Below are 24,942 nucleotides of genomic sequence, written 5' to 3'. Positions count from 1 at the left end.
AAAGATCCTTCCAGTCGAAGCCGTTATTGGGGAGTAGCCGCTCATGGATATCGCCGAGCTGTTGGCGTTTTCCGTAAAGAACAAAGCGTCCGACCTGCATCTGTCCGCAGGCCTGCCGCCGATGATCCGCGTGGACGGCGACGTTCGCCGGATCAACATCCCAGCCCTGGACCACAAGCAGGTCCATGCGCTGGTGTACGACATCATGTCCGACAAGCAGCGCCGCGACTACGAGGAATTCCTCGAAGTGGACTTCTCCTTCGAGATCCCGTCGCTGGCGCGCTTCCGTGTGAATGCGTTCAACCAGAACCGTGGCGCCGGTGCGGTGTTCCGTACCATTCCGTCCGAGGTGCTCACCCTCGAGGACCTGGCCTGTCCGCCGCTGTTCCGCGAAGTGATCCAGCAGCCGCAGGGCCTGATCCTGGTGACCGGGCCGACCGGCTCGGGCAAGTCGACCACGCTGGCGGCGATGATCGACTACATCAACAAGAACGAATACGGCCACATCCTCACCGTCGAGGATCCGATCGAATTCGTGCACACCTCGCAGAAGTGCCTGATCAACCAGCGCGAAGTGCACCGCGATACGCACGGCTTCAATGAAGCACTGCGCTCGGCGCTGCGTGAGGATCCGGACATCATCCTGGTCGGCGAACTTCGCGACCTGGAAACCATCCGCCTGGCGCTGACCGCCGCCGAAACCGGCCACCTGGTGTTCGGTACCCTGCACACCAGCTCGGCGGCCAAGACCATCGACCGCATCATCGACGTGTTCCCGGCCGGCGAAAAGCCGATGGTGCGCTCGATGCTGTCCGAATCGCTGCGCGCGGTAATCTCGCAGGCGCTGCTGAAGAAGGTCGGTGGCGGTCGTACCGCAGCCTGGGAAATCATGGTCGGCACCCCGGCCATCCGCAACCTGATCCGTGAGGACAAGGTGGCGCAGATGTACTCGGCCATCCAGACCGGCCAGCAGTACGGCATGATGACCCTGGACCAGCACCTGCAGGACCTGGTCAAGCGCAGCCTGATCACCCGCAACCAGGCCCGCGAGTACGCCAAGGACAAGCGCCTGTTCGAGTAAGGCGGGGCAGCAACGGGGCGGCGTGCGCCAGTGCGCCGCCGTTCCCGCGCCGTTTCCTCAACCGACCGTTTCCTGGTACATGCCCCATTGGGAGCCCGCCGTGAACACCACCGCGACCACCATCGATTTCACTTCGTTCCTCAAGCTGATGGCGCACCAGCGCGCCTCGGACCTGTTCATCACCGCCGGCATGCCGCCGGCGATGAAGGTCAATGGCAAGATTTCGCCAATCACGCAGACCCCGCTCACGCCGCAGCAGAGCCGCGACCTGGTGCTGAACGTGATGACGCCGGCACAGCGCGAAGAGTTCGAGAAGACCCACGAATGCAATTTCGCCATCGGCCTGTCCGGTGTCGGCCGCTTCCGCGTGAGCTGCTTCTACCAGCGCAACCAGGTGGGCATGGTGCTGCGTCGCATCGAGACGCGCATTCCGACCGTGGAAGAACTGAGCCTGCCGCCGATCATCAAGACGCTGGCGATGACCAAGCGCGGCATCATCCTGTTCGTCGGCGCCACCGGTACCGGTAAATCGACCTCGCTGGCGGCGATGATCGGTTACCGAAACCACAACTCGACCGGCCACATCATCACCATCGAAGACCCGATCGAGTTCGTGCACAAGCACGAGGGCTGCATCATCACCCAGCGTGAAGTCGGCATCGATACCGACAGCTGGGAAGCCGCGCTGAAGAACACCCTGCGCCAGGCGCCGGACGTGATCATGATCGGCGAGGTGCGTACCCGCGAAGGCATGGACCACGCCATCGCGTTCGCCGAAACCGGCCACCTGGTGCTGTGCACCCTGCATGCCAACAACGCCAACCAGGCGATGGACCGCATCGTCAACTTCTTCCCGGAAGACCGCCGCAACCAGCTGCTGATGGACCTGTCGCTGAACCTCAAGGGCGTGGTCGCGCAGCAGCTGGTGCCATCGCCCGATGGTCGCTCGCGCAAGGTGGCGATGGAAATCCTGCTGGGCACGCCGCTGGTGCAGGACTACATCCGCGATGGCGAGATCCACAAACTGAAGGAAGTGATGAAGGACTCGGTCCAGCTGGGCATGAAGACCTTCGACCAGAGCCTGTTCGAGCTGTACCAGGCCGGCGAGATCAGTTACGAGGACGCGCTGCGTTACGCCGACTCGCAGAACGAGGTGCGCCTGCGCATCAAGCTCAGCCAGGGCGGCGACGCGCGCACCCTGTCGCAGGGGCTGGATGGCGTGGAGATCTCCGAGATCCGTTGATTCGTTGACCTGCGTTTTTCGCAGAGTCGAGCTTCCTCGACCCGGGAAGAACAGTCGAGCAAGCTCGACTCTACGGGCAGCACCTCCGCACATTGATGAATTCCAGTCATGACCGACTGCCATCCAGTCGGTTCAATCCATCGCCACTGCAGGCGTATCGTCAGCGTTCCCCCTCTGGAGCGCGACGATGCAGACACGTGAACTCGGCCGCAGTGGCCTGAAGGTTTCCGCCCTCGGCCTGGGTTGCATGGGCCTGAGCCATGGCTACGGCCAGCCGGTGGAGCAGGGCCAGGGTATTGCCCTGTTGCACGCCGCCGTCGAGCGCGGCGTGACCTTCTTCGACACCGCCGAAGTGTATGGCCCGTACACCAATGAAGACCTGCTCGGCCAGGCGCTGGCGCCGTACCGCGACACGCTGGTGATCGCCACCAAGTTCGGCTTCAAGGACGCGCGCGTCGATACCGGACTGGACAGCCGCCCGGAGAACATCCGTGCAGTGGCCGAAGCCAGCCTCAAGCGCCTGCGCACCGACCATATCGACCTGTTCTACCAGCACCGGGTCGATCCGAACGTGCCGATCGAGGATGTGGCCGGCACCGTGCGCGACCTGATCGCCGAGGGCAAGGTCGGCCACTTCGGCCTGTCCGAGGCCAGTGCCGCCACCGTGCGCCGCGCGCATGCGGTGCAGCCGGTCACCGCCGTGCAGAGCGAGTACTCACTGTGGTGGCGTGAGCCGGAGCGCGAGCTGCTACCGACCCTGCAGGAGCTGGGCATCGGCTTCGTGCCGTTCAGTCCGCTGGGGCGCGGCTTCCTGACCGGCGCGATCAACGCCGACACCACCTTCGACGCCAACGACTTCCGCAACACCGTGCCGCGTTTCGAGGTGGAGGCGCGCCGCGCCAACCAGGCACTGGTCGATCGCATCAGCACCATTGCTGCCGCACGTGGTGCGACCCCGGCGCAGGTAGCGCTGGCTTGGCTGCTGGCGCAGGCGCCGTGGATCGTGCCGATTCCGGGCACCACCAAGATCCATCGCCTGGAAGAAAACCTGGGTGCGGCCGACCTGCAGCTGGCGCCTGAGGAGCTGCAGCGCATCGCGCAGGCGCTGGAAGAAGTATCGATTGTCGGCGAGCGCTACAACGCCCAGCGTGCAGCCCAGGCCAAGGGCTGACCATCAGGTGAGGGTGGACCGCAGGTGGGTGCGGACCGTTGGTCCGCACTCCTCAACCCTCACCCCATGGGCCCACGCAGCGCATCAAGCACCGTGCGCATCGCCACGGTGACGTGGCGGCGCGACGGGTAATACGCGTAGTAGCCATCGAAGTGCGGGCACCAGTCGTCCAGCACCGACTGCAGGCGGCCGTCGTCCAGCATCGGTTGTACCTGGTCTTCCGGCAGCCAGGCCAATCCGCTGCCGGCCAGCGCAGCCGCGCGGGTCATGCCCATGGTGTTGAAGGTCCACTGGCCGCTCACGCGCACGCTCAGTTCGTTGCCGTCCTGGCCGAAATCCCACGGCATCAGCCCGCCATGCGTGGGCAGGCGCAGGGTCACGCAGTTGTGGTCTGCCAGCTCGTTCGGATGCCGTGGCACCACATGCTGGCGGAAGTAGCTGGGTGCACCAACCACGTGCATGCGCAGCGGCGGGCTGATCGGTACCGCGATCATGTCGCGCGCCAGCCGCTCCCCCAGGCGGATGCCGATGTCGTAGCGCTCGGCCACGATGTCAGCCAGCCCGTAGTCGGCGGCCAGTTCCACCTTCAGATCCGGATACTGCTGCAGCAGAGGCGCCAGCCGTGGCCACGCGATGTACTCGGCGGCATGGCCGGTGGCATTGATGCGGATGGTGCCGGCCGGGCGTTCGCGATACTCGGCCAGCGCGGCCAGCCCGTCCTCGATCTCGGCCAGGCGTGGGCCAAGTGTTTCAAGCAGGCGGGCGCCGGCTTCGGTGGTGGACACGCTGCGGGTGGTGCGGGTCAGCAGGCGCACGCCCAGGCGCTGTTCCAGGCCGCGCATGGCATGGCTGAGCGCGGACTGGGACACCCCCAGCTGGGCGGCAGCCTTGGTGAAGCTGCCCTCGCGGGCGACGTGGACGAAGGCCTGCAGGTCGTTGAGGTTTTCGCGGGGCATGCTGGGATCATACGGCTCCCTGGAACCTGTAGATCCACGCCATGCGTGGAGGGATGCCAACGCACACTCGACAGGCCTGTCGATTTCCCGTACTCCGGTTCGTCGTACCGGTACATCCAACGCAAGGAGCTTCCGCATGAGCACTGACACCCAGCCCAAGGGCCCGGCCTCGTACTTCCCCTCCATCGAGAAGACCTATGGACAGCCGGTCGCCCACTGGTTCGGGCTGCTGGCAGGGAAGAAGGGCCTGAAACACATGGAACTGGTCAGCTTTCTGAAGAGTGAACATGGGCTGGGCCATGGCCATGCCAACGCGCTGGTGGCGCACCATCTGGCCGGCAAAGGCTGAGCAGGCAACCCCGCGCTGAACGATTGTCGGCGGCCTCGCCCCACGGGATGCAGGGGCGGGCAGACTGGGTGCCCATCCTCAGGCAGGACGCCCGCATGCAGGTCACGCTGGAAGCGATCACCCCCGACAACTACGAGGCGGTGTGCGACCTCGACGTCAGTGAGGCGCAGCAGGGCTTCGTGGCCAGCAATACCTGGTCGCTGGTGCAGGCGGCGTTCCATCCCGGCTACCAGACCCGCGCCATCCGTGCCGATGGCGAGTGGGTCGGATTCTTCATGTGGGTGCCGGAGACGCCGCAGCGGATGTCGATCTGGCGCTTCATGGTCGATCAACGCTGGCAGGGCCGTGGCATCGGTCGACGCGCGCTGGAACTGGCGCTGGCGCAGATCCGGGGCACACCCGGGCTGGCCGAGATCGAGATCTGCTACAACCCGCGCAATCCGGTGGCCGGCGCCTTCTACGGCAGCTTCGGATTCGTCGAGACCGGGATGGACGACGACGGAGAGGACATGCTGGCCGTGCTGCCAGCAGTTGTCCCGAAATAACCTGAATGGGCGAGGGTGGCTGAACGATTTCATCTGCAACTGTCATGCAGATCGTGTCTAATACCGCTCCCCACCTGCTGTTCCCCACCCGAATGTCCCTTCCTTCCCATGGCCCAGCGCCGTGCGACGACGCTGACGGCCACCTGGTCACCGCTGGTCCGCTGACCCCGCCGCCCGACAGTGCCGGCACCACCGCCGATGAGAAAGCGCTGCGCCACTCGATCGCCGAGGACGTGCAGGGCATGGTGCTGGCCACGATGGTGGCCTCGCTGGGCCTGGCCATCTTCGCCAAGGGCGGGCTGATGATCGGCGGCATGGCCGGCATGGCGTTCCTCCTGCACTACTCGATGGGCTGGAACTTCGGCCTGGTGTTCGTGCTGGTCAACCTGCCGTTCTACTGGGTGGCGTTGCGACGCATGGGCTGGGAATTCACCCTGAAGACCTTCGCTGCGGTCACCGCCTGCGGTGTGCTGACCGATCTGCTGCCGCGCTGGATCGACTTCTCGCACATCAACCCGCTGTATTCGGCGATCGTGGGTGGTGCGTTGTCCGGCCTGGGCATCCTGTTCTTCATCCGCCACCGTGCAAGCCTCGGTGGCATCGGCATCCTGGCGGTGTACCTGCAGCGCACCCGTGGCTGGAGCGCGGGCAAGGTGCAGATGTCCTACGACGCCTGCCTGATGGTGGCCGCGTTCTTCGTGTTGTCGCCGTCGAAGGTGCTGTACTCGGCCATCGGCGCGGTGGTGCTCAGCCTGGTGCTGATGTTCAACCACCGCCCCGGTCGCTACATGGGCGTGTGACTGCGGGTACCGCGTTCGCCGGGCATGGCCCGGCGCTACCACGTGGTGGTTCCGGTAGCGCCGGGCCATGCCCGGCGGATATCCATCAGCGGGCGTCGGCCTGCACCCACGGCGGCGACAACTTCAGCAGCCGCGCATGCACCGGGCAATCCTCGGCGTGCGCACCGGGCAGGTAGCCCAGGCTCATCAGGAACTCGCCGGTGATCTCGCCGCCGGTGAAGCGGAACGTCTTCTTGAACAGCTTCACCCAGTCGGCCTTGCTGCGCGGGTGGTGCGCGTCCAGCCACGCCGCGAAGCTGCCATGGCTGGCCCGCAGCTGCTGGATCACCTGCGCATTGTGGATCGCCGCCAGCACCTTCAGCCGGTTGCGGATGATGCCCGCGTCCGACAGCAGGCGTTCGATGTCCTGCTCGGCATACGCCGCCACGCGGTCCACATCGAAGCCGTCATAGGCGGTGCGGAAGCCCTCGCGCTTCTTCAGGATCGTCTCCCAGCTGAGGCCAGCCTGGTTGATTTCCAGCACCAGCCGCTCGAACAGTTCGCGCTCGTCACGCTGCGGGAAGCCGTACTCGTTGGCGTGGTAGTAGTCGTGCACCGGATGGCCCGGGGCGATGAGGCAGTAGCCGCTCATGGGGAAGACTCGTTGGATTCGGGCTCGGGATCGATGGCCAGCGCAGGGCGCCCGCCGATGGACAGCATCGGCCAGCGCGGCGGTTCGAGAGTGAGTTCGCCATCACGCAGGGCCTGGTTGATCGCAATGGCCTGGCCGCTGACGGTGCCGAACAGCGAACCGGCCCGGCGCCAGTGGGAATCCCTGCCACGTGCGTACAGCACGCAGTCCGGGCCACGGTGGGTGTACAGCTCGCACAGCAGCACTTCGCCGGTACCATCGCCGTCCAGGTCGCGATGCACGATCAGGCAGTCACGCTCGCTTCCGGCACAGGATTCGCCGTTGATCGCGCGCGTGGCCAGTGCCTTCCACCAATCGTCCGGCGGCGAAGTGGATCCCTTGGCCACCTTCAGCGCGCGCTGCAGGGCGGCGACGTCCTGCGGCCCCTTGTCGAGGCGGTGCCCGTCGTCCCAGCGCGAGGTACGCGCCAGCGCTGCAGCGATCACCTGCGGCGCGTTGGCATCGGCGGCGATGGCCGGATCATGCTGTAGTTCGCGCAGTGCCTGCACGCCACGGCGGCCGAGATCGAAGCGCAGCACGTTGACGTCGCTGCTGGTGATCGCCGGCGGGTCCGCACGCAGGCGCGCCAGCTGGCTGGACAGGGTCAGGTGCACCGGGTCCAGCAGCGGCGAGTTGCCCAGCAATGCCAGTGCCAGCACCCCCCAGCACATCCAGCGGTTGACCGGCTCCAGCGTCTGCAGCCAGCGCCCCTGTCGGCGCAGCACCGCCAGTGCGTATCCCACCGCATAGCCGGCCATGGCCACTGCGGTCAGCACCGCCCAGAAGCGGTCCACGGTCCAGCCGTACTGCACCACGCGCAGGCCCAGTGCATACAGCGCCAACGCCGCGTAGACCGGCAGCGCCAGCAGGCTGGCTTCAACCAGCCTGCGCAGCAGGACCGGATAAGGCGCGGTGTCGTCGCCCTGCTGGTAGACCGCATTGGTGAACGACACCAGCAGCAGCGACAGCACCAGCAGCAGACTGGCGGCCGAACGGGTCTTCCACAGCGGCTCGAGCCCGGTGAGCGGCAGGCTCAGCACGAACAGCACCGCGATGAACGAGAGCAGCGGCAGCAGCCCGCGGCAGATCGCGAACAGCACCTGGCGGGTGATCTGGATCGCGCGGTGCTGGGTGCGCCCGATCAGCACGCCAAACCCTGCCAGGCTGCCCGTGGCCAAGGCGATGAACGCGTCCTGCCGGAACAGGTCGCGGAAGAACGTCACCTCCAGCAGCTGGAACAGCGCCGCCCACAGCCACAGCAGCAGCCAGGTCAGCCCGGTGAACAGTGCGGCGAGGGCCAGGGTCAAACCGTTCTGCCAGGCGCGCTCGAACAACTCCGGGTAGCTGGCACGCCAATGCCCGTGCTGCAGCTGGAACTGCCACCAGGGCAGGGCCACGAACACCGCCACGGCCATGCCCAGGGTCAGCGGGAACTGCAGCGCGCCCGATTCCAGTGCGGTCTCGCCGTTGAGGTTCCAGCCGATCCAGGCGGCCAGCAGCAGTACCACCGAAGAGCCAAGCGCGGCCTGCAGCCACAGGCGGCGCTGGCCCAGCTCGACCAGGCTCAGCGCCACCGCGCTGGGAATGGCCAGCACCCAGGCGTACCAGCAGTAGCGCCAGCCGATATCGCGGAACGGCCATGCATCGGACAGCTCCTGCGCGGCGTACAGCATCAGGCCCTGCAGCAGGGCGATCAGGACGATGGCGCTGCGTGCCGGCAGGGTCAGGGGTGAAGAGGGCTGCATCGATGACCTTCCATGGCAAAGCGCCATCCTAGCCCATCGCTGCACGCGCCCATCGCGCGACCATATCGGCCCCAGCAGGTAGAATGGGCCCATGCCTGTAACGCCGACCTCCCTTGCCGATCACCTGCTCGTCGCGCTGCCGTCGCTGCTTGACGCGACCTTTGCCCGCAGCGTCGCGCTGATCTGCCAGCACGACGAGAACGGTGCGATGGGCGTGCTGGTCAACCAGCCTTCCGAGTACACGCTGGGCGAAGTGCTCGCGCAGATGGACATCACCACCGGTGATGGCAACCTGCAGGCACGCATGGTGCTCAACGGCGGCCCGGTGCATCCCGAACGCGGCTTCGTCATCCATGACGATGCACGGGCGTGGGATTCCAGCCTGTCCGTGGGCGACGGCCTGTACCTGACCACCTCGCGCGACATCCTCGAAGCGATGGCGCGCGGCGAAGGTCCGGCCAATGCCGTGGTCACCCTCGGCTGTGCCGGTTGGGGCGCAGGGCAGCTGGAAAGCGAATTGTCCGAGAACAGCTGGCTGACCGTGCCGGCCGACGCCGAACTGGTATTCCAGTTGCCGCTGGAGCAGCGCTGGCAGGGCGCGGCCGCACGCATCGGCGTGGACCTGTTCCGCCTGACCGATTACAGCGGCCATGTCTGAACCCATCACGCCCGCGCCGGATTCTGCTGCCCCGGCGATCCGCCGTGATGGCACCGTTTTGGGTTTCGATGTCGGCTCGCGCCGGATCGGCGTAGCCATCGGCAGTGCCTTCGCCGCACATGCGCGTGCGGTGGCGGTGGTTGATGTGCACGGCAACGGCCCGGACTGGACCGCCATCGAGCGCCTGATCAAGGAATGGAAGCCCGACGGCGTGGTGGTCGGCGACCCGCTGACCCTGGACGGCCAGGACCAGCCCAACCGCAAGCGTGCGCAGGGCTTCGCCCGCCAGCTGCGGGAACGTTTCAAGCTGCCGGTGGTGATGATCGACGAGCGTTCCAGCTCGGTCGAGGCCGCCCGCCGCTTCGCCGTCGAGCGCGCCGAAGGGCGCAAGCGCCGCCGCGATGCGGCCGCCCTCGATGCCGTGGCCGCGGCGGTGATCATCGACCGCTGGCTGTCGTCGCCGGACGACGCCACCCCCATTCCCTGACTGCCCGACACCGCCATGACCGCCCAGCAACTCGATGCCTCCGGACGCCTGCGCCACCTGCTGACCCTCGAGGGCCTGCCGCGCGAAACCCTGCTGCAGCTGCTCGACCGCGCTGGCCAGATCCGCGACGCGGCCGTCGGTCGTGTTGGCAACAAGCGCCACGTGCTGGCCGGTTCGGCGGTGTGCACGCTGTTCTTCGAGCCGTCCACCCGCACTCGCAGCTCGTTCCAGCTGGCTGCACAGCGACTGGGCGCCGACGTACTGAACTTTGATGCCTCGACCTCGTCCACGCGCAAGGGCGAAACCGCCTGCGACACGCTGCGCAACCTGGAAGCGATGGGCGTGCGCGGTTTCGTGGTGCGTCACCCCGATGATGGCGCCGTTGCCGCACTGGCCGAAGCGGCGGGCGAGGGCACTGCACTGATCAACGCCGGTGACGGCCGCAGCGGGCACCCGACCCAGGGCCTGCTGGACATGCTGACCCTGCGTCAGGCCAAGGGCCCGGATTTTTCGAAGATGAAGGTGGTGATCGTCGGCGACGTGAAGCATTCGCGCGTGGCCCGCACCGACCTGCATGCGCTGCGTACGCTGGGCGTGGGCGAGATCCGCGTGTGCGGCCCGCAGTCGCTGCTGCCGGACGATGAGACCCTGAAGGGCTGCGTGGTCGGCGATGATTTCGACGCGATGCTGGAAGGCGTCGACGCGCTGATGATGCTGCGCCTGCAGCGCGAGCGCATGGAAGAAGGCCTGGTGCCGTCGCTGGAGCAGTACCACGCACAGTACGGCCTGAATGCTGCACGCCTGGCGCGGGCCGGCAAGGATGCAGCGGTGCTGCACCCGGGCCCGATCAACCGCGGCGTGGAAGTGACCGACGAGGTGGCAGATGGCCCGCAGTCGTGGGTGCTGCGCCAGGTAGCCAACGGCGTTGCCGTGCGCATGGCCGTGCTGGAAACCCTGCTGGGCTGATCTGCCCTGGTGGGTGCCAACCTTGGTTGGTACTGCTGGTGTGGTGGGTGCCAACCTGGTTGGTATTGCTGGTGTGGTGGGTGCCAACCTTGGTTGGCACTGGCCTACCCGGGCGAAGGTGATTTCCCTATGTTCAGGGATCATGCGCCCGCCCATGCTCTTCTGCATGAACAGCACCCGCCTCCTGCTAGGCCGTCATTCCAGTATCGGCCAGAGCTACATCCTCACGACGAACGTGCATGGCCGGGCGGCTCTGTTTGCCAATGACACCGTTGCGGTTACCGCCATGCAGGAGTTCCAGCGTCTGGATCTGGAAGGTCTGACCCATTCGATCGCCTACGTGGTCATGCCGGATCACGTCCACTGGTTGATGCAGCTGCGTGCGGCATCGCTCGACGTTGTCATGAAGCGCTTCAAATCGCGTACGGCCGTGCACGCAAACCGGGTACTGGGAAGGGTGGGGCGCTTCTGGCAGTCCTGCTATCACGATCACGCGATCCGCTCTGATGAATCGCTGTTCCGGCACGCAATGTATGTGATGGCGAATCCGATCAGGGCGGGGCTGGCAACGCAGCTTGGCGAGTACCCGCATGCGTGGTGTAAGTGGGAACTCGAAGGTTCCTGTGCCAAGGCGGAGGTCATGGGCGCGGATAGATAGTGCCAACCAAGGTTGGCACCCACCGAAACCAGGTTCCAACCTTGGCGGTCACCCACCGAAGCCAGGTTCCAACCAAGGTTGGCAACTACCAGAAGCTGTGGCTCAGCGCTTCTGCGCGAACAGCCATTCCCACATCGCCGGGTCGGCGTAGGTGGCGTCCCAGGCATTGTGGTTGCCTTCCGGGTATTCGGTGTAGCGCACGTCGCGTGCAGTGGCGTTCTGGAATGCGGCGTGCAGCCTGCGGTCGTCGTCCGGTGGCACCACATCATCCAGCGCGCCGTGGAAGATCCAGATCGGCGTGTGCTGCAGTCGCTTGGCGATCACCGTATACGGGTCGGCCTCCTGCGCGACCTGCTCGACGAACAGGGTCGGCCGCTTCGCGCGTGGTGCCAGCACGGCGCCACACACTGGCACGATCGCGGCGAAGCGGCGTGGGTCGTCCAGGGCGATGTTCCAGCTGCCGTAGCCGCCCATCGACATGCCGGTCAGGTACTGCCGTGCCGGGTCGGCGCCGAATTCAGCGATCGTCGCGTCCAGTGCGGCCACCGCCATGCGGTTGTTGCGGCCGCTCCACTCCGAATGGCGCGGTGCCTGCGGGAAGACCACCAGCGCCGGGAAGTCAGGGTGCTCACGCAGGTAGGGCCCCAGTCCGGAATAGGTCTGCTTGACGCCATCGGCGCCGCGCTCGCCCGAGCCGTGCAGGAACAGGACGACCGGGACATTGGAGGCTGCAGGCGTCTGCTCGCCAGGGCTGCGAGCACTTAGCCCTGCGGGAATGAACACCTGGTAGTAGGCCGTCTGCCCGTCCACCTTCACTGCGCGCGCTTCGAAGCGGCCGCGCGCGCTGTCCGGCAGCGATGTGGCGCAGCCGGTCATCATCAGAATGGCCAGCCATGGCAGCCAGCGCGACATCGAACGGACCATGGGATTTCCCGAGGGGGCAGGTGTAACTGCATCCTAGTCCGCCACACGTCAATGCGGCATCGTGCGCCGCGTCACTGCGGGCGCGGGAAGCTGGCGATGATGTCCAGCTGCTCCTGCGCCTCGGCGTTGCCTTCGGCCGCAGCTGCCTGTACCTGCGTCATGTCCGGATGCAGAACCACCAGCATCGGGTTCTCGCAGACCGGGCAGTCGTACTCGGTGGCATCCTCGTCCAGCTCCATCACCATGGCACGCGAGCAGCCCTTCCATTCGCAGGCCGGGCAGGTGTGCTGCTGGTCGCGCCAGCCGGGCTGGAAGTAGTTTTCGATCGTTGTTGCCATGGGATGTTCCAGGAATGGAGGCGGGTCGGAGCCCTGCGTCGCAGGAATCCGGCCCTGCAGGAATCAGTGCAGCAGGACCATGGTGGCCAGGCCGAGGAAGGTGAAGAAGCCCATCGAGTCGGTCACTGCAGTCAGGAAGATGCCGCTGGCCAGTGCAGGATCGAAGCCGAAGCGCTTCAGCGTCAACGGCACCAGCACGCCGGCCAGGGCCGCGAACAGCAGGTTGCAGGTCAGCGCGATGGCGATGACTGCCGATAGCCCGGGCGAGTGGAACCACGCCAGCACGATCAGGCCCAGCACCGAGCCGAGCACCACGCCGTTGAGCAGGGCGACCCGCACTTCCTTCCAAAGCAGTGTGCGCGCGTTGGAGCTGCCGACCTGGCCCAGTGCCAGGCCGCGCACCATCAGCGCCAGCACCTGGGTGCCCGCATTGCCGCCGAGGCCGGCGACGATCGGCATCAGTACGGCCAGCGCGACCAGCTTGTCGATCGTGCCTTCGAAGTGACCGACCACGCTGGAGGCCAGGAAGGCCGTGCACAGGTTCACCGACAGCCACATCAGGCGGCGGCGCATGGCACGCCAGACCGGGCTGAACAGATCCTCGTCCTCGTCCAGGCCGGCGGCGCCCAGCGCCTGATGCTCGGCCTGGCCGCGGATGATGTCGACCACGTCATCGATGGTGATGCGGCCGATCAGGATGTTGTTGTCATCCACCACCGGGGCGGAGATCCAGTCATGGTCGGAGAACTGGCGGGCCACTTCCTGGTCGCTTTCGCCGACATCGATGGCCGGCTGCTCGTCGTCGATCAGCCGGTTGATCGGGGTGGTGTCCTCGTGGGTCACCAGCGAGGCGAGCGACACGCGGCCCAGGTACTGGTGCCGGCGGCTGACCACGAACAGGTGATCGGTGTGGTCGGGCAGTTCGCCGCGCAGGCGCAGGTAGCGCAGTACCACGTCGACGTTGACGTCGGCGCGCACGGTCACCACGTCCGGGTTCATCAGGCGGCCGGCACTGTCCTCGGGGTAGGACAGCACCTGTTCCAGGCGCTCGCGGTTCTCGCGGTCCATCGACTTGAGGACTTCGTCGATGACCGTGTCCGGCAGGTCTTCGACCAGGTCGGCCAGGTCGTCGATGTCCAGGTCTTCGACCGCGGCGATGATCTCGTCCGGGTCCATGTCCGCGAGCAGGCTCTCGCGCACGTCGTCACCGACGTGGACCAGCACCTCGCCATCGTCTTCCGGATCGACCAGGCCCCAGACGATTTCGCGTTTGCCCGGCGGCAGCGATTCGAGCAGGTTGCCGATCTCGGCCGGTGCCAGGGTATTGACCAGGCGGCGTACCGGGCCCAGCCGGCCACTGTCCAGTGCATCGGACAGCATCCGCAACTGGCGCGCAGTCTTGTCGTGGCGTACAGCCTCAGCCATCGCAGCTCCCGCGGGGATAAGAAATGCCGCGATCCTGGGAAGGATGCGGCAACAGGGGTGTTCAGCGCGTCATTATCGCAAGCGGATGTTGCAACGCATACCCCGCCGGGCATGGCCCGGCGCTACCGGGGACGCGTTGCGGTGGTAGCGCCGGGCCGTGCCCGGCGAGCGCGTAGCGCGGCGCTCAGGCGGTTTCGGCCACCAGCGCCAGCCAGCGCTCGATGGCGCGGCGGTCGCGGGCGGCCAGCAGTTTCGGCGCGCGGGCGCGCAGCACCGACAGGTCGGCCTCGCGGATCGCACGACGCACCTCCAGCAGGGTGCCGGGGTGCAGGCTGAACTCGGTCAGGCCCAGTGCCAGCAGCAGCGGGGTCATCCGTGCGTCGCCGGCGATCTCACCACACACCGCCACCGGGATACGGTGGCGCGCGCCCGTCTCGATCACCATCTGCAGCAGCCGCAGTACCGCCGGGTGCAGCGGCGAGTACAGCTCGCCCAGCGCTTCGTTGTTGCGATCGGCAGCCAACAGGTACTGCACCAGATCGTTGGTGCCGATCGACAGGAAGTCGACCAGATCGATGAAGCTCTCCAGCGCCAGCGCAGCGGCGGGTACCTCGATCATCGCGCCCAGTGGCACATGGTCGGACACCATGTGGCCTTCGCCGCGCAGCTGCTCGGTCAGCTTGAGCATGCGCCGGCGCACCGCCAGCAACTCTTCGCGGGTGCTGACCATGGGCACCAGCACGCGCAGCTTTCCATAGGCCGAGGCGCGCAGGATCGCGCGCAACTGGGTGTCGGCCACCTTCGGCCGCGCCAGCGACAGGCGCACGCCGCGCAGGCCCAGTGCCGGGTTCTCTTCATTGCTCAGGGTCAGGCCGGTGCGATCGGCCTTGTCCGCGCCCAGGTCGAGGGTACGGATGGTCACCGGTCGTCCGCTCATGCCCAGTGCGGCATCGCGGTAGGTCTGGAACTGTTCTTCTTCGTCCGGCAGCTCGTTGCGCTGCAGGAACAGGAATTCGGTGCGGTACAGGCCGAGCCCGTGCGCGCCCAGCGCATGCGCCTGGGTCACGTCCTCCAGCGATTCGGCATTGGCCAGCAGGGCGATGTCGACCTGGTCGCGGGTGCGGCTGGGCTTGCTGCGCAGGCGGCCGAGCTCGCGCTGTTCGCGCGCGTGCTCCTTCAGGCGTGCACGGTAGTCGCGCAGGTTGTCGGCCTGCGGGTTGGCGGTGATGCTGCCGTCGGCGCCGTCGATGATCAGCACGTCGCCATCGGCGATGCGGCTGAGCAGCTGCGGCACGTTGACGATCAAGGGCAGGTGCAGGCTGCGCGCCAGGATCGCACTGTGCGACAGCGCGCTGCCGGCGGCGGTGACGATGCCGACCACACCCTGCGCCTGCAGCTGCGCCAGTTCGGAAGGCGCGATGTTGTCGCAGACCAGAATTTCGCCCGCCAGGCCTTTCACGGCTGGCGGCCGCTCGGGCTGCAGGAAAGCGTGGATGCGGCCGATCACATGGTCGAGGTCGTCCATGCGGCTCTTCAGATAGGCATCGTCCATGCCATCGAAGACCTTGGCCAGGCGATCACGCTGCAGGCGCAGCGCATAGCCAGCGCTGTAGGGGCCACTGCGGATCAGCTCGTCCAGCCCGAACAGCAGCTCGGGATCGTCCAGCAGCAGCGCATGCAGGTCGAGGAATTCGCCCACTTCCTGGTTCAGTGCACCATGCAGGCGCTGTCGCAGCTCGTGCATTTCCATGCGTGCGGCATCCACCGCACGATGCAGGCGGGCCAGTTCGGCCTCGACCTGGTGGGCGGCGACGCGTTGTTCGGCGACTTCAAGCGCATGTGGCAGGCGTACGCGGGCCCGGCCCATCGCGGTGCCACGGGCCGCACCATGGCCGGCCAGCAGCTGTACCGGCCGTTGGCCGGAAATGACCTGGCCGGCGCGTGCGCGTGGCACGCTCAGTTGTCCTCGTCGAAGCGGCGCTCGAACAGGCCGACCACTGCGTCCATGGCCGCGGCTTCATCCTCGCCGTTGATGCGCACCGTGACCGGGGTGCCCTGGCCGGCGGCCAGCAGCATCACGCCCATGATGCTCTTGGCGTTGATCTCACGGCCCTTGGCGGCCATGGTCACGTTGCAGCGGAACGGCGCCAGGGTCTGCACCAGCTTGGCGGTGGCCCGGGCATGCAGGCCCAGGCGGTTGCTGACGGTGAGTTCTCGTTCAAGCATCGTCGACTATCGCTCCATTACGGGTACCCGCCGCGGCTGTGGCGGGCAGTTGATCCAGTCCCTGTTCCGGATAATTCATCACCCGCAGCAACATCGGCAGGCTCAGCGCCGACACCCGGCGAACCGGGGTCCCCAGCCGGGCCAGCTGCCCGGCAAGGTTGGCGGGGCTGGCACCGTACAGGTCGGTCAGGATCAGCACGCCTTCCCCTCCATCGACCCGCCGCAGGGCGGCCGAGGCGAGCGGAAGCAAGGCGTCCAGGTCTGCGTCGAACGGTACTTCGAAAGCTTCTGTTTTCAGCGGCAACTGCCGCAGGAGCCGGGTCGCCACGTCAAGCAGGGCGGTCCCGACCCCAGGATGTGTTACGAGGAGAATGCCACAGGTCATTACTGCACGTTAACAGGTCAAGGTGAATTGGCGATAGCAGCAGAAGAGGGGCACTGTGTCCCGTATTCATGTATTCCGCCCAGTAGATCCACGCCATGCGTGGATGGATCCTGCGCGCAGGGTCCAAACGCCCCGGAGCAGCTCCGGCAGGCGATCAACTTCGGCCAAAAGGGGGCGTGGACAGCAGCCGGCTACGGATGCTTGTGCCGCCCTGTGGGCGGTCTCCACGCATGGCGTGGATCTACGCCCATTGTTCCGTCTTCGCCCGAAGGTCAATCCTGTTCGCGGTGATAGGTCGCCACGTCTTCCCAGCCCATCTCACGAGCGTGGCGCGCCATGCGTTCGGCCAGGAACACCGAACGGTGCTTGCCGCCGGTGCAGCCGAAGGCCACAGTTACGTAGCTGCGGGTGCCATCACCCAGCTTCGGCAGCCACGTGTCGAGAAAATCCATCAGCTGGGCCAGGTAGCGCTGCACGTCCGGTTGCGCTTCCAGGTAATCACGCACGCCCGGTTCGCGGCCGCTCAGCGCGCGCAGGTCCGGGTCCCAGTGCGGGTTCGGCAGCACGCGTGCATCAAACACGAAGTCCGCTTCAGCCGGCACGCCACGCTTGTAGGCGAACGATTCGAACAGCAGCGACAGGCGTGTGGCGTGGTCCAGCGCGAACTCGGTGATGATCCGCCGCCGCAACTGGTGCACGTTGAGCGCGCTGGTGTCGATCACCGCATCGGCTTCACGGCGCAACGGTGCGGTCAGCTCGCGCTCGCGTGCGATCGCTTCGGGCAACGAAAGGCCCAGTTGGCTCAGCGGGTGACGGCGGCGCGTGTCGGCATAGCGCTTGAGCACCGTTTCGTCGCTGGCTTCGAAGAACAGCACCTTCACTTCCACGCCGGCGTCGGTGGCCAGCTGCCGCCAGTTGCCCAGCTGGCTCAGGTCGGACTGGCCGCGCACATCGATACCGACTGCCAGGCGGCGCCGGCCGGCACCGTCATGGTTGACCAGCACGCTGCGCACGAAGTCCGGCAGCAGCTGGATCGGCAGGTTGTCCGAGCAGTAGTAGTCCTGGTCCTCGAAGGTCTTCAGGGCGACGGATTTACCCGAGCCGGACAGGCCGCTGACGATGATCAGGGTCGGGGCGGAGGGGGTTGCGGTGCTCATGGACAGGCTCTTCGAGGGACAGGGGAATCAGGGCGTTCGCCGTTCCAGCAGGTTGCTGTGGCGGGCGATGAACATGGCCGCTGGATCGATGCCTTTGGTGCGCAGGATGTGCAGGCGGGTGGCCGCCTCGGTCAGCACGGCCAGGTTGCGGCCGGGCATCACCGGCAGGGTGATCAGCGGAACATCCAGGTCCAGCACATGGCGGGTTCCGGAATCGCCGGTCAGGCGTTCGTAGCCATGCGGGGTCGGTTCGGTCATCGGCTTGGTCAGGTGGACGATCAGCCGAAGGTACTTGTTCTTCTTTACAGCCGTGTCGCCGAACATCTCGCGCACGTTCAGCACGCCCAGGCCGCGCACTTCCAGCAGGTCCTGCAGCAGTTCGGGGCAGGTGCCGTCCAGCACGTCCGGGGCGATCTGGGTGAACTCCGGTGCATCGTCGGCAACAAGGCGGTGGCCGCGGCTGAGCAGTTCCAGCGCCAGTTCGCTCTTGCCCGAACCAGCCTCACCGGTGATCAGCACGCCGATCGAGTAGATCTCCATGAACACGCCATGCAGGATCACCCGTGGTGCCAGCGTGCGTGCCAGATGGTAGGACAGGTGGTTGAGCAGTTCGTGGCCGCGCTTGGGCGACAGCCACAGCGGCGTACCGGATTCGTCCGCCGCAGCGCGCAGGTCTTCCGGGCAGGGCTGGTTGCGGGTCAGCACCAGCGCCAGCGGATGCGACTGCATGATCTTCTCGATGGTCTCCCAGCGCTGGCGCGGTTCCAGCGCATCCAGCCAGGACAGTTCCTCGGTGCCGAGGATCTGCACCTTGTTGGGATAGATCGCGTTGAGGTAGCCAGCCAGCGAGGGCCGCCGGGAGACCGTATTGCCGGCCTCCAGTTCACGCTTCTCGCCGGACTTGCCCGCGGCCCAGCGCAGCCCCAGCCGCTCGCGCTGCTGTTCGAACAGTTCACGGGCGGTGATGCTGGTATTCATGCGGCGCTCGCAGGTGGGGTCATGTCCAGCGCCTCGCGCAGTGCCCGTGCATCCCCCGCTTCGCGCAGCGCCTGGCGGATATCCGGCGCGGAAAACAGCTCGGCAAGTTCAGACAGCAGCATCAGGTGCTGGTGGGTGTAGTGGGCGGGGACGGCCATGGCGAACACCAAGTCCACCGGCTCGTCGCCACCGAAGTCGACCGGGGTGGCCAGCCGCAGCAGGGCGCCACGAGGGCGGTCCAGGGTCGGCGCGCGGCCGTGGGGAATGGCGATGCCGTGTCCGATCGCAGTGCTGCCCAGCGCTTCGCGCTGGCACAGGTTCAGGTAGATCTGTTCGGCGTTGGCCTGGCGGCAGGCCAGCAACCCGGCGGCGGCCTGCAGGACGCTGTCGCGGTCGGTGGCCGTGCAGAGCTGGGTCTGCACGGCCGCCAGGAGGTCAGTCAGGGGCATGTCTGCGGGGAACGGTGGCGATCAGCCACCATTGTCGCCCACCGGCAGCGGCGCGTGCTGCTGTTTTTTCTCCTTGTGCTTGATCACCAGGCGGTCAAGCTTGTCCGCAAGCAGGTCGATCGCGGCATACATGGTCTGGGCATTGGCCTCAGCGTGCAGGGTCTGGCCGGGAATGTTGAGGCTGGCGTCGACGTGGTGTTCGGTCTTCTGCAGCTTGAGGGTCACCCGCGCTTCGCAGTGCTGGTCGAAGTGTTTGCCGATCCGGGCCAGCTTCTCCTCTACATAGGACTGCAGGGCCGGGGTGACTTCGACATCTTTGCCAAACGTTTCGATGCGCATCGGGTTTCTCCTGTGTTCGGATGTGCCAATGAACCTCTCCGCCGGGCGCGGCGGCGCGTCAAGCGATTCTGACCCTTTCGTGCGAGGCGGAGATGTTCATGGCTTCACGATACTTCGCCACGGTGCGCCGCGCTACTGGAATTCCCGACGATTTGAGCAGGTCAGCCAGCTTGGCGTCAGAAAGCGGCTTGCGCGGGTTCTCGTCGTCGATCAGGCGCCGGATCATCGCCTGGATGGCCGTGCTGGACGCCTCGCCACCGCCTTCGGTGTCGATGCCGGAGGCGAAGAAGGCGCGCAGCGGCAGGGTGCCGCGCGGTGTACGCACGTGCTTGCGGGCGATCGCGCGCGACACCGTCGATTCATGCAGGCCGAGCTCGGCGGCGATCTCGCGCAGGGTCAGCGGGCGCAGCGCCTGTTCGCCGAATTCAAGGAAACCGGCCTGCTGCAGGATCAGGCTGCGTACTACCCGCAGCAGGGTGTCGCCGCGCTGCTGCAGGCCCTTCAGCAGCCAGCGTGCTTCCTGCAGCTGCGCACGCAGGTAGCCGGCATCGGCCTCGCCACAGCGTCGGATCAGCTGTTCGTAGCCGCGATGGATCACCACCTTCGGCCCGGCATGCGCGGCCAGCGCGGCGCGCCACACGCCGTTCTGCCGCCATACCACCACGTCCGGCACCACATAGGTGTCCTGCGACAGCGGTGCGATCTGCGTGACCGGGCGCGGGTCCAGCGAGCGCAGCAGCGTCACTGCGGTCTCGACCTCGGCCAGCGGCTGCTTCAACTCGTGGGCCAGCCCGGCGACGCCGCTGCGCGGCAAACGCTCCAGTGGGCCTGCGGCAATCTGTCGCGCCAATGCCAGGCCCGGCGTTGCGTCGGCCAGCACGTCCAATTGCAGCAGCAGGCATTCACCCAGCGTGCGTGCAGCCGTACCCACCGGGTCGAAGCGCTGGATGCGATGCAACACCGCGAGAATCTCGTCCTCGTCGGCGTGGATTGCCGGCAACAGGGTTTCGGCGATGCCGGCCAGCGGCTCGCGCAGGTAGCCGTCATCGTCCAGTGCATCGATCAGCGCAGCGCCGATGCTGCGATCACGGGCGGACAGATGCGACAGGTGCAGCTGCCACAGCAGATGGTCGGCCAGCGTTTCGGTTTCGGCGACGCGCTCGGCCGCGCTGCCGTTGTCGTCGTCATCGTCGAAGCTGCCGCCGCTGCCGGTGGCGCTCCAATCCAGTTCGGCCGGCGCCCAGTCGTCGCCGTTGTCGGCACGCTCCGCAGGGGCGTCGCCGTCGTTGCCATCAGCATCGCCGCCTTCGTTGGCGGCACTGCTGCTGTCACTGCTGTCGGCCCAGTCCAGCAGTGGATTGCTTTCCACTGCCTGCGCGATCTCCAGTTCCAGCTCGGTGCTGGACATCTGCAGCAGCTTGATCGCCTGTTGCAGCTGGGGCGTAAGCACCAGCTGCTGTCCCAACGATGTCTGCAGCCGAGTCTTCATGCCTGTGCCGAAAGGAAGGAGAGGGACCCGGCGCTTGCCGTCACAGCTTGAAGGAATCCCCAAGGTAGACGCGACGCACGTCGGCGTTGTCCAGGATCGCTTCCGGCGAGCCCTGGGCCAGTACGCTGCCCTCGGCGAGAATATACGCGCGGTCGCAGATTCCCAAGGTCTCGCGCACGTTGTGGTCGGTGATCAGCACGCCGATGCCGCGCTGCTTGAGATGGGTGACGATGCGCTGGATCTCGCCGACCGAAATCGGATCGACGCCGGCGAACGGTTCGTCGAGCAGGATCAGGCGCGGTTGTGCGGCCAGTGCACGGGCAATCTCGCAACGGCGCCGCTCGCCGCCGGACAGGCTGGCACCGAGCTGGTCGGCGACATGGCCCAGCTGCAGTTCGTCGAGCAGGCTGTTCAATTCGCGCTCGCGGCCCTTCGAATCGAGGTCCTCGCGCAGTTCCAGCACCAGGCGGATGTTGTCGGCCACGCTCAGCTTGCGGAACACCGACGGTTCCTGCGGCAGGTAGCCCACGCCCTGCTTGGCGCGGGTGTACATCGGGTCGCCGGTGATGTCCTTGCCATCGAGCACGATGCTGCCGGCATCGGCGGCGACCAGGCCGACGATCATGTAGAAGCAGGTGGTCTTGCCGGCGCCGTTGGGGCCGAGCAGGCCGACCACTTCACCGGCATCCAGGGTCAACCCGAAGTCCTTGACGACTTCGCGCTGCTTGTACTTCTTGCGCAGGCCTTTGGCGACAAGCATTACTTCTTGCTCCCGGCCGATGCTGCCGGCGTGGTGGCCTTGGGCTGTGCCGCAGGCGCCGCCGGGGTCTTGTTCTTCGGCGGAATGACGGTACGCACGCGGCTGCCGTCGCCGCCGGAGTTCATTTCACCGCTGCGGGTGTTGTAGACCATGCGCTGGCCGGCATTGGTGCCGCGCGCGCTGGTGACCTTGTAGTTGCCGGTCAGGGTGATGATCTCGGTCTTGATGTCGTAGTCGATGCGGTCGGCCAGCGCGTCCATCCAGGTGCCGTCATCGAGCTGCTGCTTCATCTTGGCCTGTTTGCCGGTGAACACCACCCGCACCGCTTCGCCATCCTTGAGGTAGATCTCGGCCTCGGACGAACGCAGGTCCAGTGTGCCCTGGGTGATGACCACGCCCTGCGACAGCACGGTCTTGCCGTCGCCGGTGAGCATGCCCGACTGGGCGCCGGAATCGATATGCATGTCTTCGTTGCGGTCGGTGGACTTGGCGAAGGCGGCGCTGGGAGCAAGAAGACCAAGCGCGAGTACGGCGGCAAAGGGAATCTTCATCGGGGTCCGTTCTACCGGTGGGGGCCTCCCGGCTGGACCGGGGGCGTGCGGGTGGGGCTGCCGGCCTTGCGCCTGTCCGGAGACGTCGCAGGCTGGCGGCGGAATCAGCGCTTGGGCGTGTAGCGGCCCTTGGACTGGCTGAGGAAATGATACGTGTTGTTCTTCGAATCCACTTCGAAACCGACGCCGGACTGTTCCATGCCCGGGCGGGTCATGGTCACCAGTGCATCGGTGCGGGCGCGGTTTTCCTTGGGGAACACGTCCAGATGATCGGTGCGGAAGGTGGTCGGCACCGTGCCCGGGCCGGCCGGGCTGTCGCCGGCGACATTGCCGCGCAGCTTCATCTCATCGCCCTTGGCGCTGAGCCAGCCGGTCTCGGCCCGCAGGGTCCAGTGCTTGCCATCCTTGTCCGGCATCTCGAACAGCGGGGTGGCGATGTTGATGGTCTGGTCGCCGCGCTGGCGCTCCAGCAGCGGTGCGCGCAGGGTGGTCGATTCCTTGCCGTGCTCATCCAGGGCGACGATCTGGAAGTCATGCAGGATGTAATCCACGCCAACCTCCTGACCGTCCTTGGCGGGCCCCTTGTCACGGTTGCGCAGCGCCGCCCAGCTGCTGAGCAGGGCGGCCAGCAGCAGGCCGATACCGAGGATCGTGCGCCAGTTGAGCGAAGGAGCATTCATGCGCCAAACCTCGCCAGGACCGCATCCACGCGGCCCTGGGCGGCCAGCAGGATGTCGCACAGCTCGCGCGCGGCCCCCCGCCCACCGTCGGCACGGGTCTGCCAGTGCACGCGTTCGGCGATCCACGGATGGGCGTTGGCCGGGGCGACGGCCAGCCCGACCGCGCCCAGCGGTGCCAGGTCCGGCAGGTCATCGCCCATGAAGGCCACCTGTTCCAGGCCGATGCCATGCTGGGCACACAGGGCCTGCACGCTGGCCAGTTTGTCGCCCACGGCGATCTGGGTATCGATGCCGAGGTCGGCGCCGCGCTTGAGCGCGGACTGGCTGTTGCGCGCGGTGATCAGCACCGGATGGATGCCGTGCTGCTGCAGCAGTTTCAGGCCCAGACCGTCCTGCACGAAGTACGCCTTGCTCTCGTTGCCGTCCTTGTCGTAGTACAGCCGACCGTCGGTGAGGGTGCCGTCCACGTCGAAGCAGGCCAGGCGGATACGGGCCGCGGCGGCATGCAGGTGGGCGGGGAAGGCGGGCAGGGGGGACCAGGGCATCAGGGCGGCAGGCTCGTTGGGGGCAGGTGCGGCGTTACAGACTGAATGGGGTCTACGGACTGTCGGTTAAACCACCCGGGCCCGCAACAGGTCATGAATGTTCAGGGCGCCGACTGCCCGGCCCTGGCCATCGACCACGATCAGGCCGGTGATCTTGTGGGTCTCCATCAGGCGGGCGGCCTCGACCGCCAGCTGGTCGGCACCGATGGTGCGCGGGTTGCGGGTCATCACATCGGCGATCTTCGCCGTGCGCACGTCCAGCGCGCTGTCCAGGGCACGGCGCAGGTCGCCATCGGTGAACAGGCCGATCAGGACGCCGTCTGCGTCGACCACGGCGGTCATGCCCAGCCGTTTGCGGCTCATTTCCATCAGCGCTTCGCTGAGACTGGCGTCGGCGCCCACGCTTGGCAGGTCATCGCCGGTGTGCATGACGTCGGTGATGTGCAGCAGCAGGCGGCGGCCGAGGCTGCCGGCCGGGTGCGAACGGGCGAAGTCGTCGGCGGTGAATCCACGTGCATCGAGCAGGGCCACGGCCAGCGCATCGCCCATCGCCAGCGAGGCGGTGGTGCTGGAGGTCGGTGCCAGCGCCAGCGGGCAGGCCTCGGCTGGCACGCTTACGTCCAGATGGATGTCGGCGGCCGTACCCAGGCTCGACTGCGGCCGGCCGGTCATGGAAATCAGCACGTTGCCCTGGCGCTTGAGCACCGGCAGCAGCATCAGCACTTCGTCCGATTCACCCGAGTAGGACAGGGCCAGCACCACGTCGTCTTCGGTGATCATGCCAAGATCGCCGTGGCCGGCTTCGCCGGGGTGCACGTAGAAGGCCGGGGTGCCGGTCGAGGCCAGCGTGGCAGCGATCTTGCGCGCAATGTGCCCGGACTTGCCCATGCCGGTGGCCACCACCCGGCCGCGGCTGGCCAGGATCGCCTGGCAGGCCTGCTGGAAGGCCTCGCCGAGGCGGTCTGCCACGGCATCCAGCGCCTGCCTCTCGATCTCGAAGACGCGGCGGCCGCTGGCGACCAGGCCTGCAGGGTCGACGGAACGGGGGGGCAACAGGGATTCGGCCATGCGGACGCCACGCAGCGGAAGTAGAATGGACGCACATTTTATTAGGAAAGCCCGTTGGACGCTGACACCATCCGCAATCTGATCGAAACCGGCCTGCCTGGCGCCCGCGCCGACGTGCAGGGCGATGATGGCGTGCATTTCGAAGCGACCGTGGTCTGCGAGGCCTTCGCCGGCAAGATGCCGCTGGCCCGCCACCGGATGGTCTATGCGACCCTGGGCGACCTGATGGGCGGCGCGATCCACGCACTGGCGCTGAAAACCGTGACCCCGGCCGAAGCCGGCTGAACCGCAGAAGATCC

General features: G+C 66.7%; 30 protein-coding genes. 11 read left to right on the top strand and 19 right to left on the bottom strand.

Going from position 1 to position 24,942, the window contains the following annotated elements:
- The first annotated feature begins 43 nt into the window (after positions 1–43).
- The 3 genes from ABR323_RS00420 to ABR323_RS00410 all read left to right on the top strand — a co-directional run bounded on the left by ABR323_RS00420 (position 44) and on the right by ABR323_RS00410 (position 3,495).
- A complete protein-coding gene (locus ABR323_RS00420; protein WP_004147099.1) occupies positions 44–1,081 on the top strand; it encodes a type IV pilus twitching motility protein PilT in 1,038 nt (345 codons plus the stop codon).
- A gap of 100 nt (positions 1,082–1,181) precedes the next feature.
- A complete protein-coding gene (locus ABR323_RS00415) occupies positions 1,182–2,324 on the top strand; it encodes a PilT/PilU family type 4a pilus ATPase (protein WP_197583698.1) in 1,143 nt (380 codons plus the stop codon).
- A 187-nt stretch (positions 2,325–2,511) separates the two neighbouring features.
- The gene (locus ABR323_RS00410) at positions 2,512–3,495 is read left to right on the top strand and encodes an aldo/keto reductase (protein WP_439447825.1); all 984 of its coding nucleotides are present in this window, start codon (positions 2,512–2,514) and stop codon (positions 3,493–3,495) included.
- A gap of 59 nt (positions 3,496–3,554) precedes the next feature.
- On the opposite strand, the gene ABR323_RS00405 is transcribed toward ABR323_RS00410, so the two are convergent.
- The gene (locus tag ABR323_RS00405; protein WP_439447824.1) at positions 3,555–4,451 is read right to left on the bottom strand and encodes a LysR family transcriptional regulator; all 897 of its coding nucleotides are present in this window, start codon (positions 4,449–4,451) and stop codon (positions 3,555–3,557) included.
- A gap of 136 nt (positions 4,452–4,587) precedes the next feature.
- Here ABR323_RS00405 and ABR323_RS00400 point away from each other — a divergent pair, with 136 nt between their 5' ends.
- From ABR323_RS00400 to ABR323_RS00390, 3 genes are all read left to right on the top strand, one after another.
- Positions 4,588–4,800, top strand: a complete 213-nt coding sequence (locus ABR323_RS00400) for a DUF4287 domain-containing protein (protein WP_439447823.1) — start codon at positions 4,588–4,590, stop codon at positions 4,798–4,800.
- A 95-nt stretch (positions 4,801–4,895) separates the two neighbouring features.
- Entirely contained in the window at positions 4,896–5,345 is a 450-nt protein-coding gene (locus ABR323_RS00395) for a GNAT family N-acetyltransferase (protein WP_439447822.1), read from the top strand.
- A gap of 92 nt (positions 5,346–5,437) precedes the next feature.
- Positions 5,438–6,145: a YitT family protein gene (locus tag ABR323_RS00390; RefSeq protein ID WP_024956077.1), complete on the top strand. Its 708-nt coding sequence runs from the start codon at positions 5,438–5,440 to the stop codon at positions 6,143–6,145.
- A gap of 85 nt (positions 6,146–6,230) precedes the next feature.
- On the opposite strand, the gene ABR323_RS00385 is transcribed toward ABR323_RS00390, so the two are convergent.
- Both ABR323_RS00385 and ABR323_RS00380 read right to left on the bottom strand, forming a co-directional pair.
- On the bottom strand, positions 6,231–6,776 hold the full coding sequence (locus ABR323_RS00385; RefSeq protein ID WP_439447821.1) for a DNA-3-methyladenine glycosylase I: 546 nt from the start codon (positions 6,774–6,776) through the stop codon (positions 6,231–6,233).
- Complete coding sequence (locus ABR323_RS00380; RefSeq protein WP_439447820.1) at positions 6,773–8,560, bottom strand: DUF4153 domain-containing protein; 1,788 nt, start codon at positions 8,558–8,560, stop codon at positions 6,773–6,775. The genes ABR323_RS00385 and ABR323_RS00380 overlap by 4 nt, the downstream gene beginning before the upstream one ends.
- A 91-nt stretch (positions 8,561–8,651) precedes the next feature.
- Here ABR323_RS00380 and ABR323_RS00375 point away from each other — a divergent pair, with 91 nt between their 5' ends.
- The 4 genes from ABR323_RS00375 (at position 8,652) to ABR323_RS00360 (ending at position 11,329) form a co-directional block, all read left to right on the top strand.
- Positions 8,652–9,218: a YqgE/AlgH family protein gene (locus ABR323_RS00375; RefSeq protein WP_135272588.1), complete on the top strand. Its 567-nt coding sequence runs from the start codon at positions 8,652–8,654 to the stop codon at positions 9,216–9,218.
- Complete coding sequence (gene ruvX, locus ABR323_RS00370) at positions 9,211–9,705, top strand: Holliday junction resolvase RuvX (protein ID WP_439447819.1); 495 nt, start codon at positions 9,211–9,213, stop codon at positions 9,703–9,705. The genes ABR323_RS00375 and ruvX overlap by 8 nt, the downstream gene beginning before the upstream one ends.
- A gap of 15 nt (positions 9,706–9,720) precedes the next feature.
- Entirely contained in the window at positions 9,721–10,671 is a 951-nt protein-coding gene (locus tag ABR323_RS00365) for an aspartate carbamoyltransferase catalytic subunit (protein WP_439447818.1), read from the top strand.
- A gap of 166 nt (positions 10,672–10,837) precedes the next feature.
- Positions 10,838–11,329 (top strand): REP-associated tyrosine transposase, encoded by a 492-nt coding sequence (locus ABR323_RS00360; RefSeq protein WP_439447817.1) that lies wholly within the window; start codon positions 10,838–10,840, stop codon positions 11,327–11,329.
- A 102-nt stretch (positions 11,330–11,431) separates the two neighbouring features.
- Here the strand turns inward: ABR323_RS00360 and ABR323_RS00355 are convergent, their stop codons facing one another.
- From ABR323_RS00355 to ABR323_RS00280, 16 genes are all read right to left on the bottom strand, one after another.
- Positions 11,432–12,253, bottom strand: a complete 822-nt coding sequence (locus ABR323_RS00355; protein WP_439447816.1) for a prolyl oligopeptidase family serine peptidase — start codon at positions 12,251–12,253, stop codon at positions 11,432–11,434.
- 71 nt (positions 12,254–12,324) lie between these two features.
- Complete coding sequence (locus ABR323_RS00350) at positions 12,325–12,591, bottom strand: hypothetical protein (RefSeq protein ID WP_057499388.1); 267 nt, start codon at positions 12,589–12,591, stop codon at positions 12,325–12,327.
- Between the two features lie 63 nt (positions 12,592–12,654).
- A complete protein-coding gene (gene mgtE, locus ABR323_RS00345) occupies positions 12,655–14,016 on the bottom strand; it encodes a magnesium transporter (RefSeq protein ID WP_135272592.1) in 1,362 nt (453 codons plus the stop codon).
- Positions 14,017–14,200: 184 nt separating this feature from the next.
- Positions 14,201–15,970, bottom strand: a complete 1,770-nt coding sequence (gene ptsP / locus ABR323_RS00340; protein ID WP_439447815.1) for a phosphoenolpyruvate--protein phosphotransferase — start codon at positions 15,968–15,970, stop codon at positions 14,201–14,203.
- Positions 15,971–15,972: 2 nt separating this feature from the next.
- On the bottom strand, positions 15,973–16,242 hold the full coding sequence (locus tag ABR323_RS00335) for an HPr family phosphocarrier protein (RefSeq protein WP_439447814.1): 270 nt from the start codon (positions 16,240–16,242) through the stop codon (positions 15,973–15,975).
- Positions 16,235–16,627 carry a PTS sugar transporter subunit IIA gene (locus ABR323_RS00330; protein WP_010483657.1) on the bottom strand — a complete coding sequence of 131 codons (393 nt, stop codon included), beginning with the start codon at positions 16,625–16,627 and terminating at the stop codon, positions 16,235–16,237. The genes ABR323_RS00335 and ABR323_RS00330 overlap by 8 nt, the downstream gene beginning before the upstream one ends.
- Before the next feature lie 272 nt (positions 16,628–16,899).
- Entirely contained in the window at positions 16,900–17,784 is an 885-nt protein-coding gene (gene rapZ / locus ABR323_RS00325; RefSeq protein WP_135272595.1) for an RNase adapter RapZ, read from the bottom strand.
- 27 nt (positions 17,785–17,811) lie between these two features.
- Positions 17,812–18,762: an HPr(Ser) kinase/phosphatase gene (hprK, locus tag ABR323_RS00320; protein ID WP_004147299.1), complete on the bottom strand. Its 951-nt coding sequence runs from the start codon at positions 18,760–18,762 to the stop codon at positions 17,812–17,814.
- Entirely contained in the window at positions 18,759–19,211 is a 453-nt protein-coding gene (locus ABR323_RS00315) for a PTS sugar transporter subunit IIA (protein ID WP_032130191.1), read from the bottom strand. Before ABR323_RS00315 ends, hprK begins: the two co-directional genes overlap by 4 nt.
- A gap of 21 nt (positions 19,212–19,232) precedes the next feature.
- Positions 19,233–19,550, bottom strand: a complete 318-nt coding sequence (gene hpf / locus ABR323_RS00310; RefSeq protein WP_004147311.1) for a ribosome hibernation-promoting factor, HPF/YfiA family — start codon at positions 19,548–19,550, stop codon at positions 19,233–19,235.
- Between the two features lie 58 nt (positions 19,551–19,608).
- Positions 19,609–21,039, bottom strand: coding sequence for an RNA polymerase factor sigma-54 (locus tag ABR323_RS00305; protein ID WP_439447813.1), 1,431 nt, complete (start codon positions 21,037–21,039; stop codon positions 19,609–19,611).
- Positions 21,040–21,079: 40 nt separating this feature from the next.
- Entirely contained in the window at positions 21,080–21,799 is a 720-nt protein-coding gene (gene lptB, locus ABR323_RS00300) for an LPS export ABC transporter ATP-binding protein (protein ID WP_135272597.1), read from the bottom strand.
- Entirely contained in the window at positions 21,799–22,350 is a 552-nt protein-coding gene (gene lptA, locus ABR323_RS00295) for a lipopolysaccharide transport periplasmic protein LptA (protein WP_135272598.1), read from the bottom strand. Before lptA ends, lptB begins: the two co-directional genes overlap by 1 nt.
- Before the next feature lie 104 nt (positions 22,351–22,454).
- Complete coding sequence (lptC, locus tag ABR323_RS00290; RefSeq protein ID WP_439447812.1) at positions 22,455–23,030, bottom strand: LPS export ABC transporter periplasmic protein LptC; 576 nt, start codon at positions 23,028–23,030, stop codon at positions 22,455–22,457.
- Positions 23,027–23,575 carry a KdsC family phosphatase gene (locus ABR323_RS00285; RefSeq protein WP_439447811.1) on the bottom strand — a complete coding sequence of 183 codons (549 nt, stop codon included), beginning with the start codon at positions 23,573–23,575 and terminating at the stop codon, positions 23,027–23,029. Before ABR323_RS00285 ends, lptC begins: the two co-directional genes overlap by 4 nt.
- Before the next feature lie 66 nt (positions 23,576–23,641).
- On the bottom strand, positions 23,642–24,643 hold the full coding sequence (locus ABR323_RS00280) for a KpsF/GutQ family sugar-phosphate isomerase (RefSeq protein ID WP_439447810.1): 1,002 nt from the start codon (positions 24,641–24,643) through the stop codon (positions 23,642–23,644).
- Between the two features lie 54 nt (positions 24,644–24,697).
- Between ABR323_RS00280 and ABR323_RS00275 the strand changes: the two genes are divergently transcribed.
- Complete coding sequence (locus tag ABR323_RS00275) at positions 24,698–24,928, top strand: BolA family protein (protein ID WP_005408396.1); 231 nt, start codon at positions 24,698–24,700, stop codon at positions 24,926–24,928.
- Positions 24,929–24,942: the final 14 nt, after the last annotated feature.

The organism is Stenotrophomonas sp. ATs4 (genome assembly GCF_051861585.1).
Lineage (GTDB): Bacteria > Pseudomonadota > Gammaproteobacteria > Xanthomonadales > Xanthomonadaceae > Stenotrophomonas > Stenotrophomonas maltophilia_AS.
Note: the sequence above shows the minus strand (reverse complement) of the source record. Positions and strands in the feature narration are given on the sequence as shown.

Excerpts from the sequence above, each read along its gene's own strand:
- ABR323_RS00420 (WP_004147099.1), top strand. The coding sequence starts at position 44 with ATGGATATCGCCGAGCTGTTGGCGTTTTCCGTAAAGAACAAAGCGTCC.
- ABR323_RS00410 (WP_439447825.1), top strand. The coding sequence starts at position 2,512 with ATGCAGACACGTGAACTCGGCCGCAGTGGCCTGAAGGTTTCCGCCCTC.
- ABR323_RS00405 (WP_439447824.1), bottom strand. The coding sequence starts at position 4,451 with ATGCCCCGCGAAAACCTCAACGACCTGCAGGCCTTCGTCCACGTCGCC.
- ABR323_RS00400 (WP_439447823.1), top strand. The coding sequence starts at position 4,588 with ATGAGCACTGACACCCAGCCCAAGGGCCCGGCCTCGTACTTCCCCTCC.
- ABR323_RS00395 (WP_439447822.1), top strand. The coding sequence starts at position 4,896 with ATGCAGGTCACGCTGGAAGCGATCACCCCCGACAACTACGAGGCGGTG.
- ABR323_RS00390 (WP_024956077.1), top strand. The coding sequence starts at position 5,438 with ATGTCCCTTCCTTCCCATGGCCCAGCGCCGTGCGACGACGCTGACGGC.
- ABR323_RS00385 (WP_439447821.1), bottom strand. The coding sequence starts at position 6,776 with ATGAGCGGCTACTGCCTCATCGCCCCGGGCCATCCGGTGCACGACTAC.
- ABR323_RS00380 (WP_439447820.1), bottom strand. The coding sequence starts at position 8,560 with ATGCAGCCCTCTTCACCCCTGACCCTGCCGGCACGCAGCGCCATCGTC.
- ABR323_RS00375 (WP_135272588.1), top strand. The coding sequence starts at position 8,652 with ATGCCTGTAACGCCGACCTCCCTTGCCGATCACCTGCTCGTCGCGCTG.
- ruvX (WP_439447819.1), top strand. The coding sequence starts at position 9,211 with ATGTCTGAACCCATCACGCCCGCGCCGGATTCTGCTGCCCCGGCGATC.
- ABR323_RS00365 (WP_439447818.1), top strand. The coding sequence starts at position 9,721 with ATGACCGCCCAGCAACTCGATGCCTCCGGACGCCTGCGCCACCTGCTG.
- ABR323_RS00360 (WP_439447817.1), top strand. The coding sequence starts at position 10,838 with ATGAACAGCACCCGCCTCCTGCTAGGCCGTCATTCCAGTATCGGCCAG.
- ABR323_RS00355 (WP_439447816.1), bottom strand. The coding sequence starts at position 12,253 with ATGGTCCGTTCGATGTCGCGCTGGCTGCCATGGCTGGCCATTCTGATG.
- ABR323_RS00350 (WP_057499388.1), bottom strand. The coding sequence starts at position 12,591 with ATGGCAACAACGATCGAAAACTACTTCCAGCCCGGCTGGCGCGACCAG.
- mgtE (WP_135272592.1), bottom strand. The coding sequence starts at position 14,016 with ATGGCTGAGGCTGTACGCCACGACAAGACTGCGCGCCAGTTGCGGATG.
- ABR323_RS00335 (WP_439447814.1), bottom strand. The coding sequence starts at position 16,242 with ATGCTTGAACGAGAACTCACCGTCAGCAACCGCCTGGGCCTGCATGCC.
- ABR323_RS00330 (WP_010483657.1), bottom strand. The coding sequence starts at position 16,627 with ATGACCTGTGGCATTCTCCTCGTAACACATCCTGGGGTCGGGACCGCC.
- rapZ (WP_135272595.1), bottom strand. The coding sequence starts at position 17,784 with ATGAGCACCGCAACCCCCTCCGCCCCGACCCTGATCATCGTCAGCGGC.
- hprK (WP_004147299.1), bottom strand. The coding sequence starts at position 18,762 with ATGAATACCAGCATCACCGCCCGTGAACTGTTCGAACAGCAGCGCGAG.
- ABR323_RS00315 (WP_032130191.1), bottom strand. The coding sequence starts at position 19,211 with ATGCCCCTGACTGACCTCCTGGCGGCCGTGCAGACCCAGCTCTGCACG.
- hpf (WP_004147311.1), bottom strand. The coding sequence starts at position 19,550 with ATGCGCATCGAAACGTTTGGCAAAGATGTCGAAGTCACCCCGGCCCTG.
- ABR323_RS00305 (WP_439447813.1), bottom strand. The coding sequence starts at position 21,039 with ATGAAGACTCGGCTGCAGACATCGTTGGGACAGCAGCTGGTGCTTACG.
- lptB (WP_135272597.1), bottom strand. The coding sequence starts at position 21,799 with ATGCTTGTCGCCAAAGGCCTGCGCAAGAAGTACAAGCAGCGCGAAGTC.
- lptA (WP_135272598.1), bottom strand. The coding sequence starts at position 22,350 with ATGAAGATTCCCTTTGCCGCCGTACTCGCGCTTGGTCTTCTTGCTCCC.
- lptC (WP_439447812.1), bottom strand. The coding sequence starts at position 23,030 with ATGAATGCTCCTTCGCTCAACTGGCGCACGATCCTCGGTATCGGCCTG.
- ABR323_RS00285 (WP_439447811.1), bottom strand. The coding sequence starts at position 23,575 with ATGCCCTGGTCCCCCCTGCCCGCCTTCCCCGCCCACCTGCATGCCGCC.
- ABR323_RS00280 (WP_439447810.1), bottom strand. The coding sequence starts at position 24,643 with ATGGCCGAATCCCTGTTGCCCCCCCGTTCCGTCGACCCTGCAGGCCTG.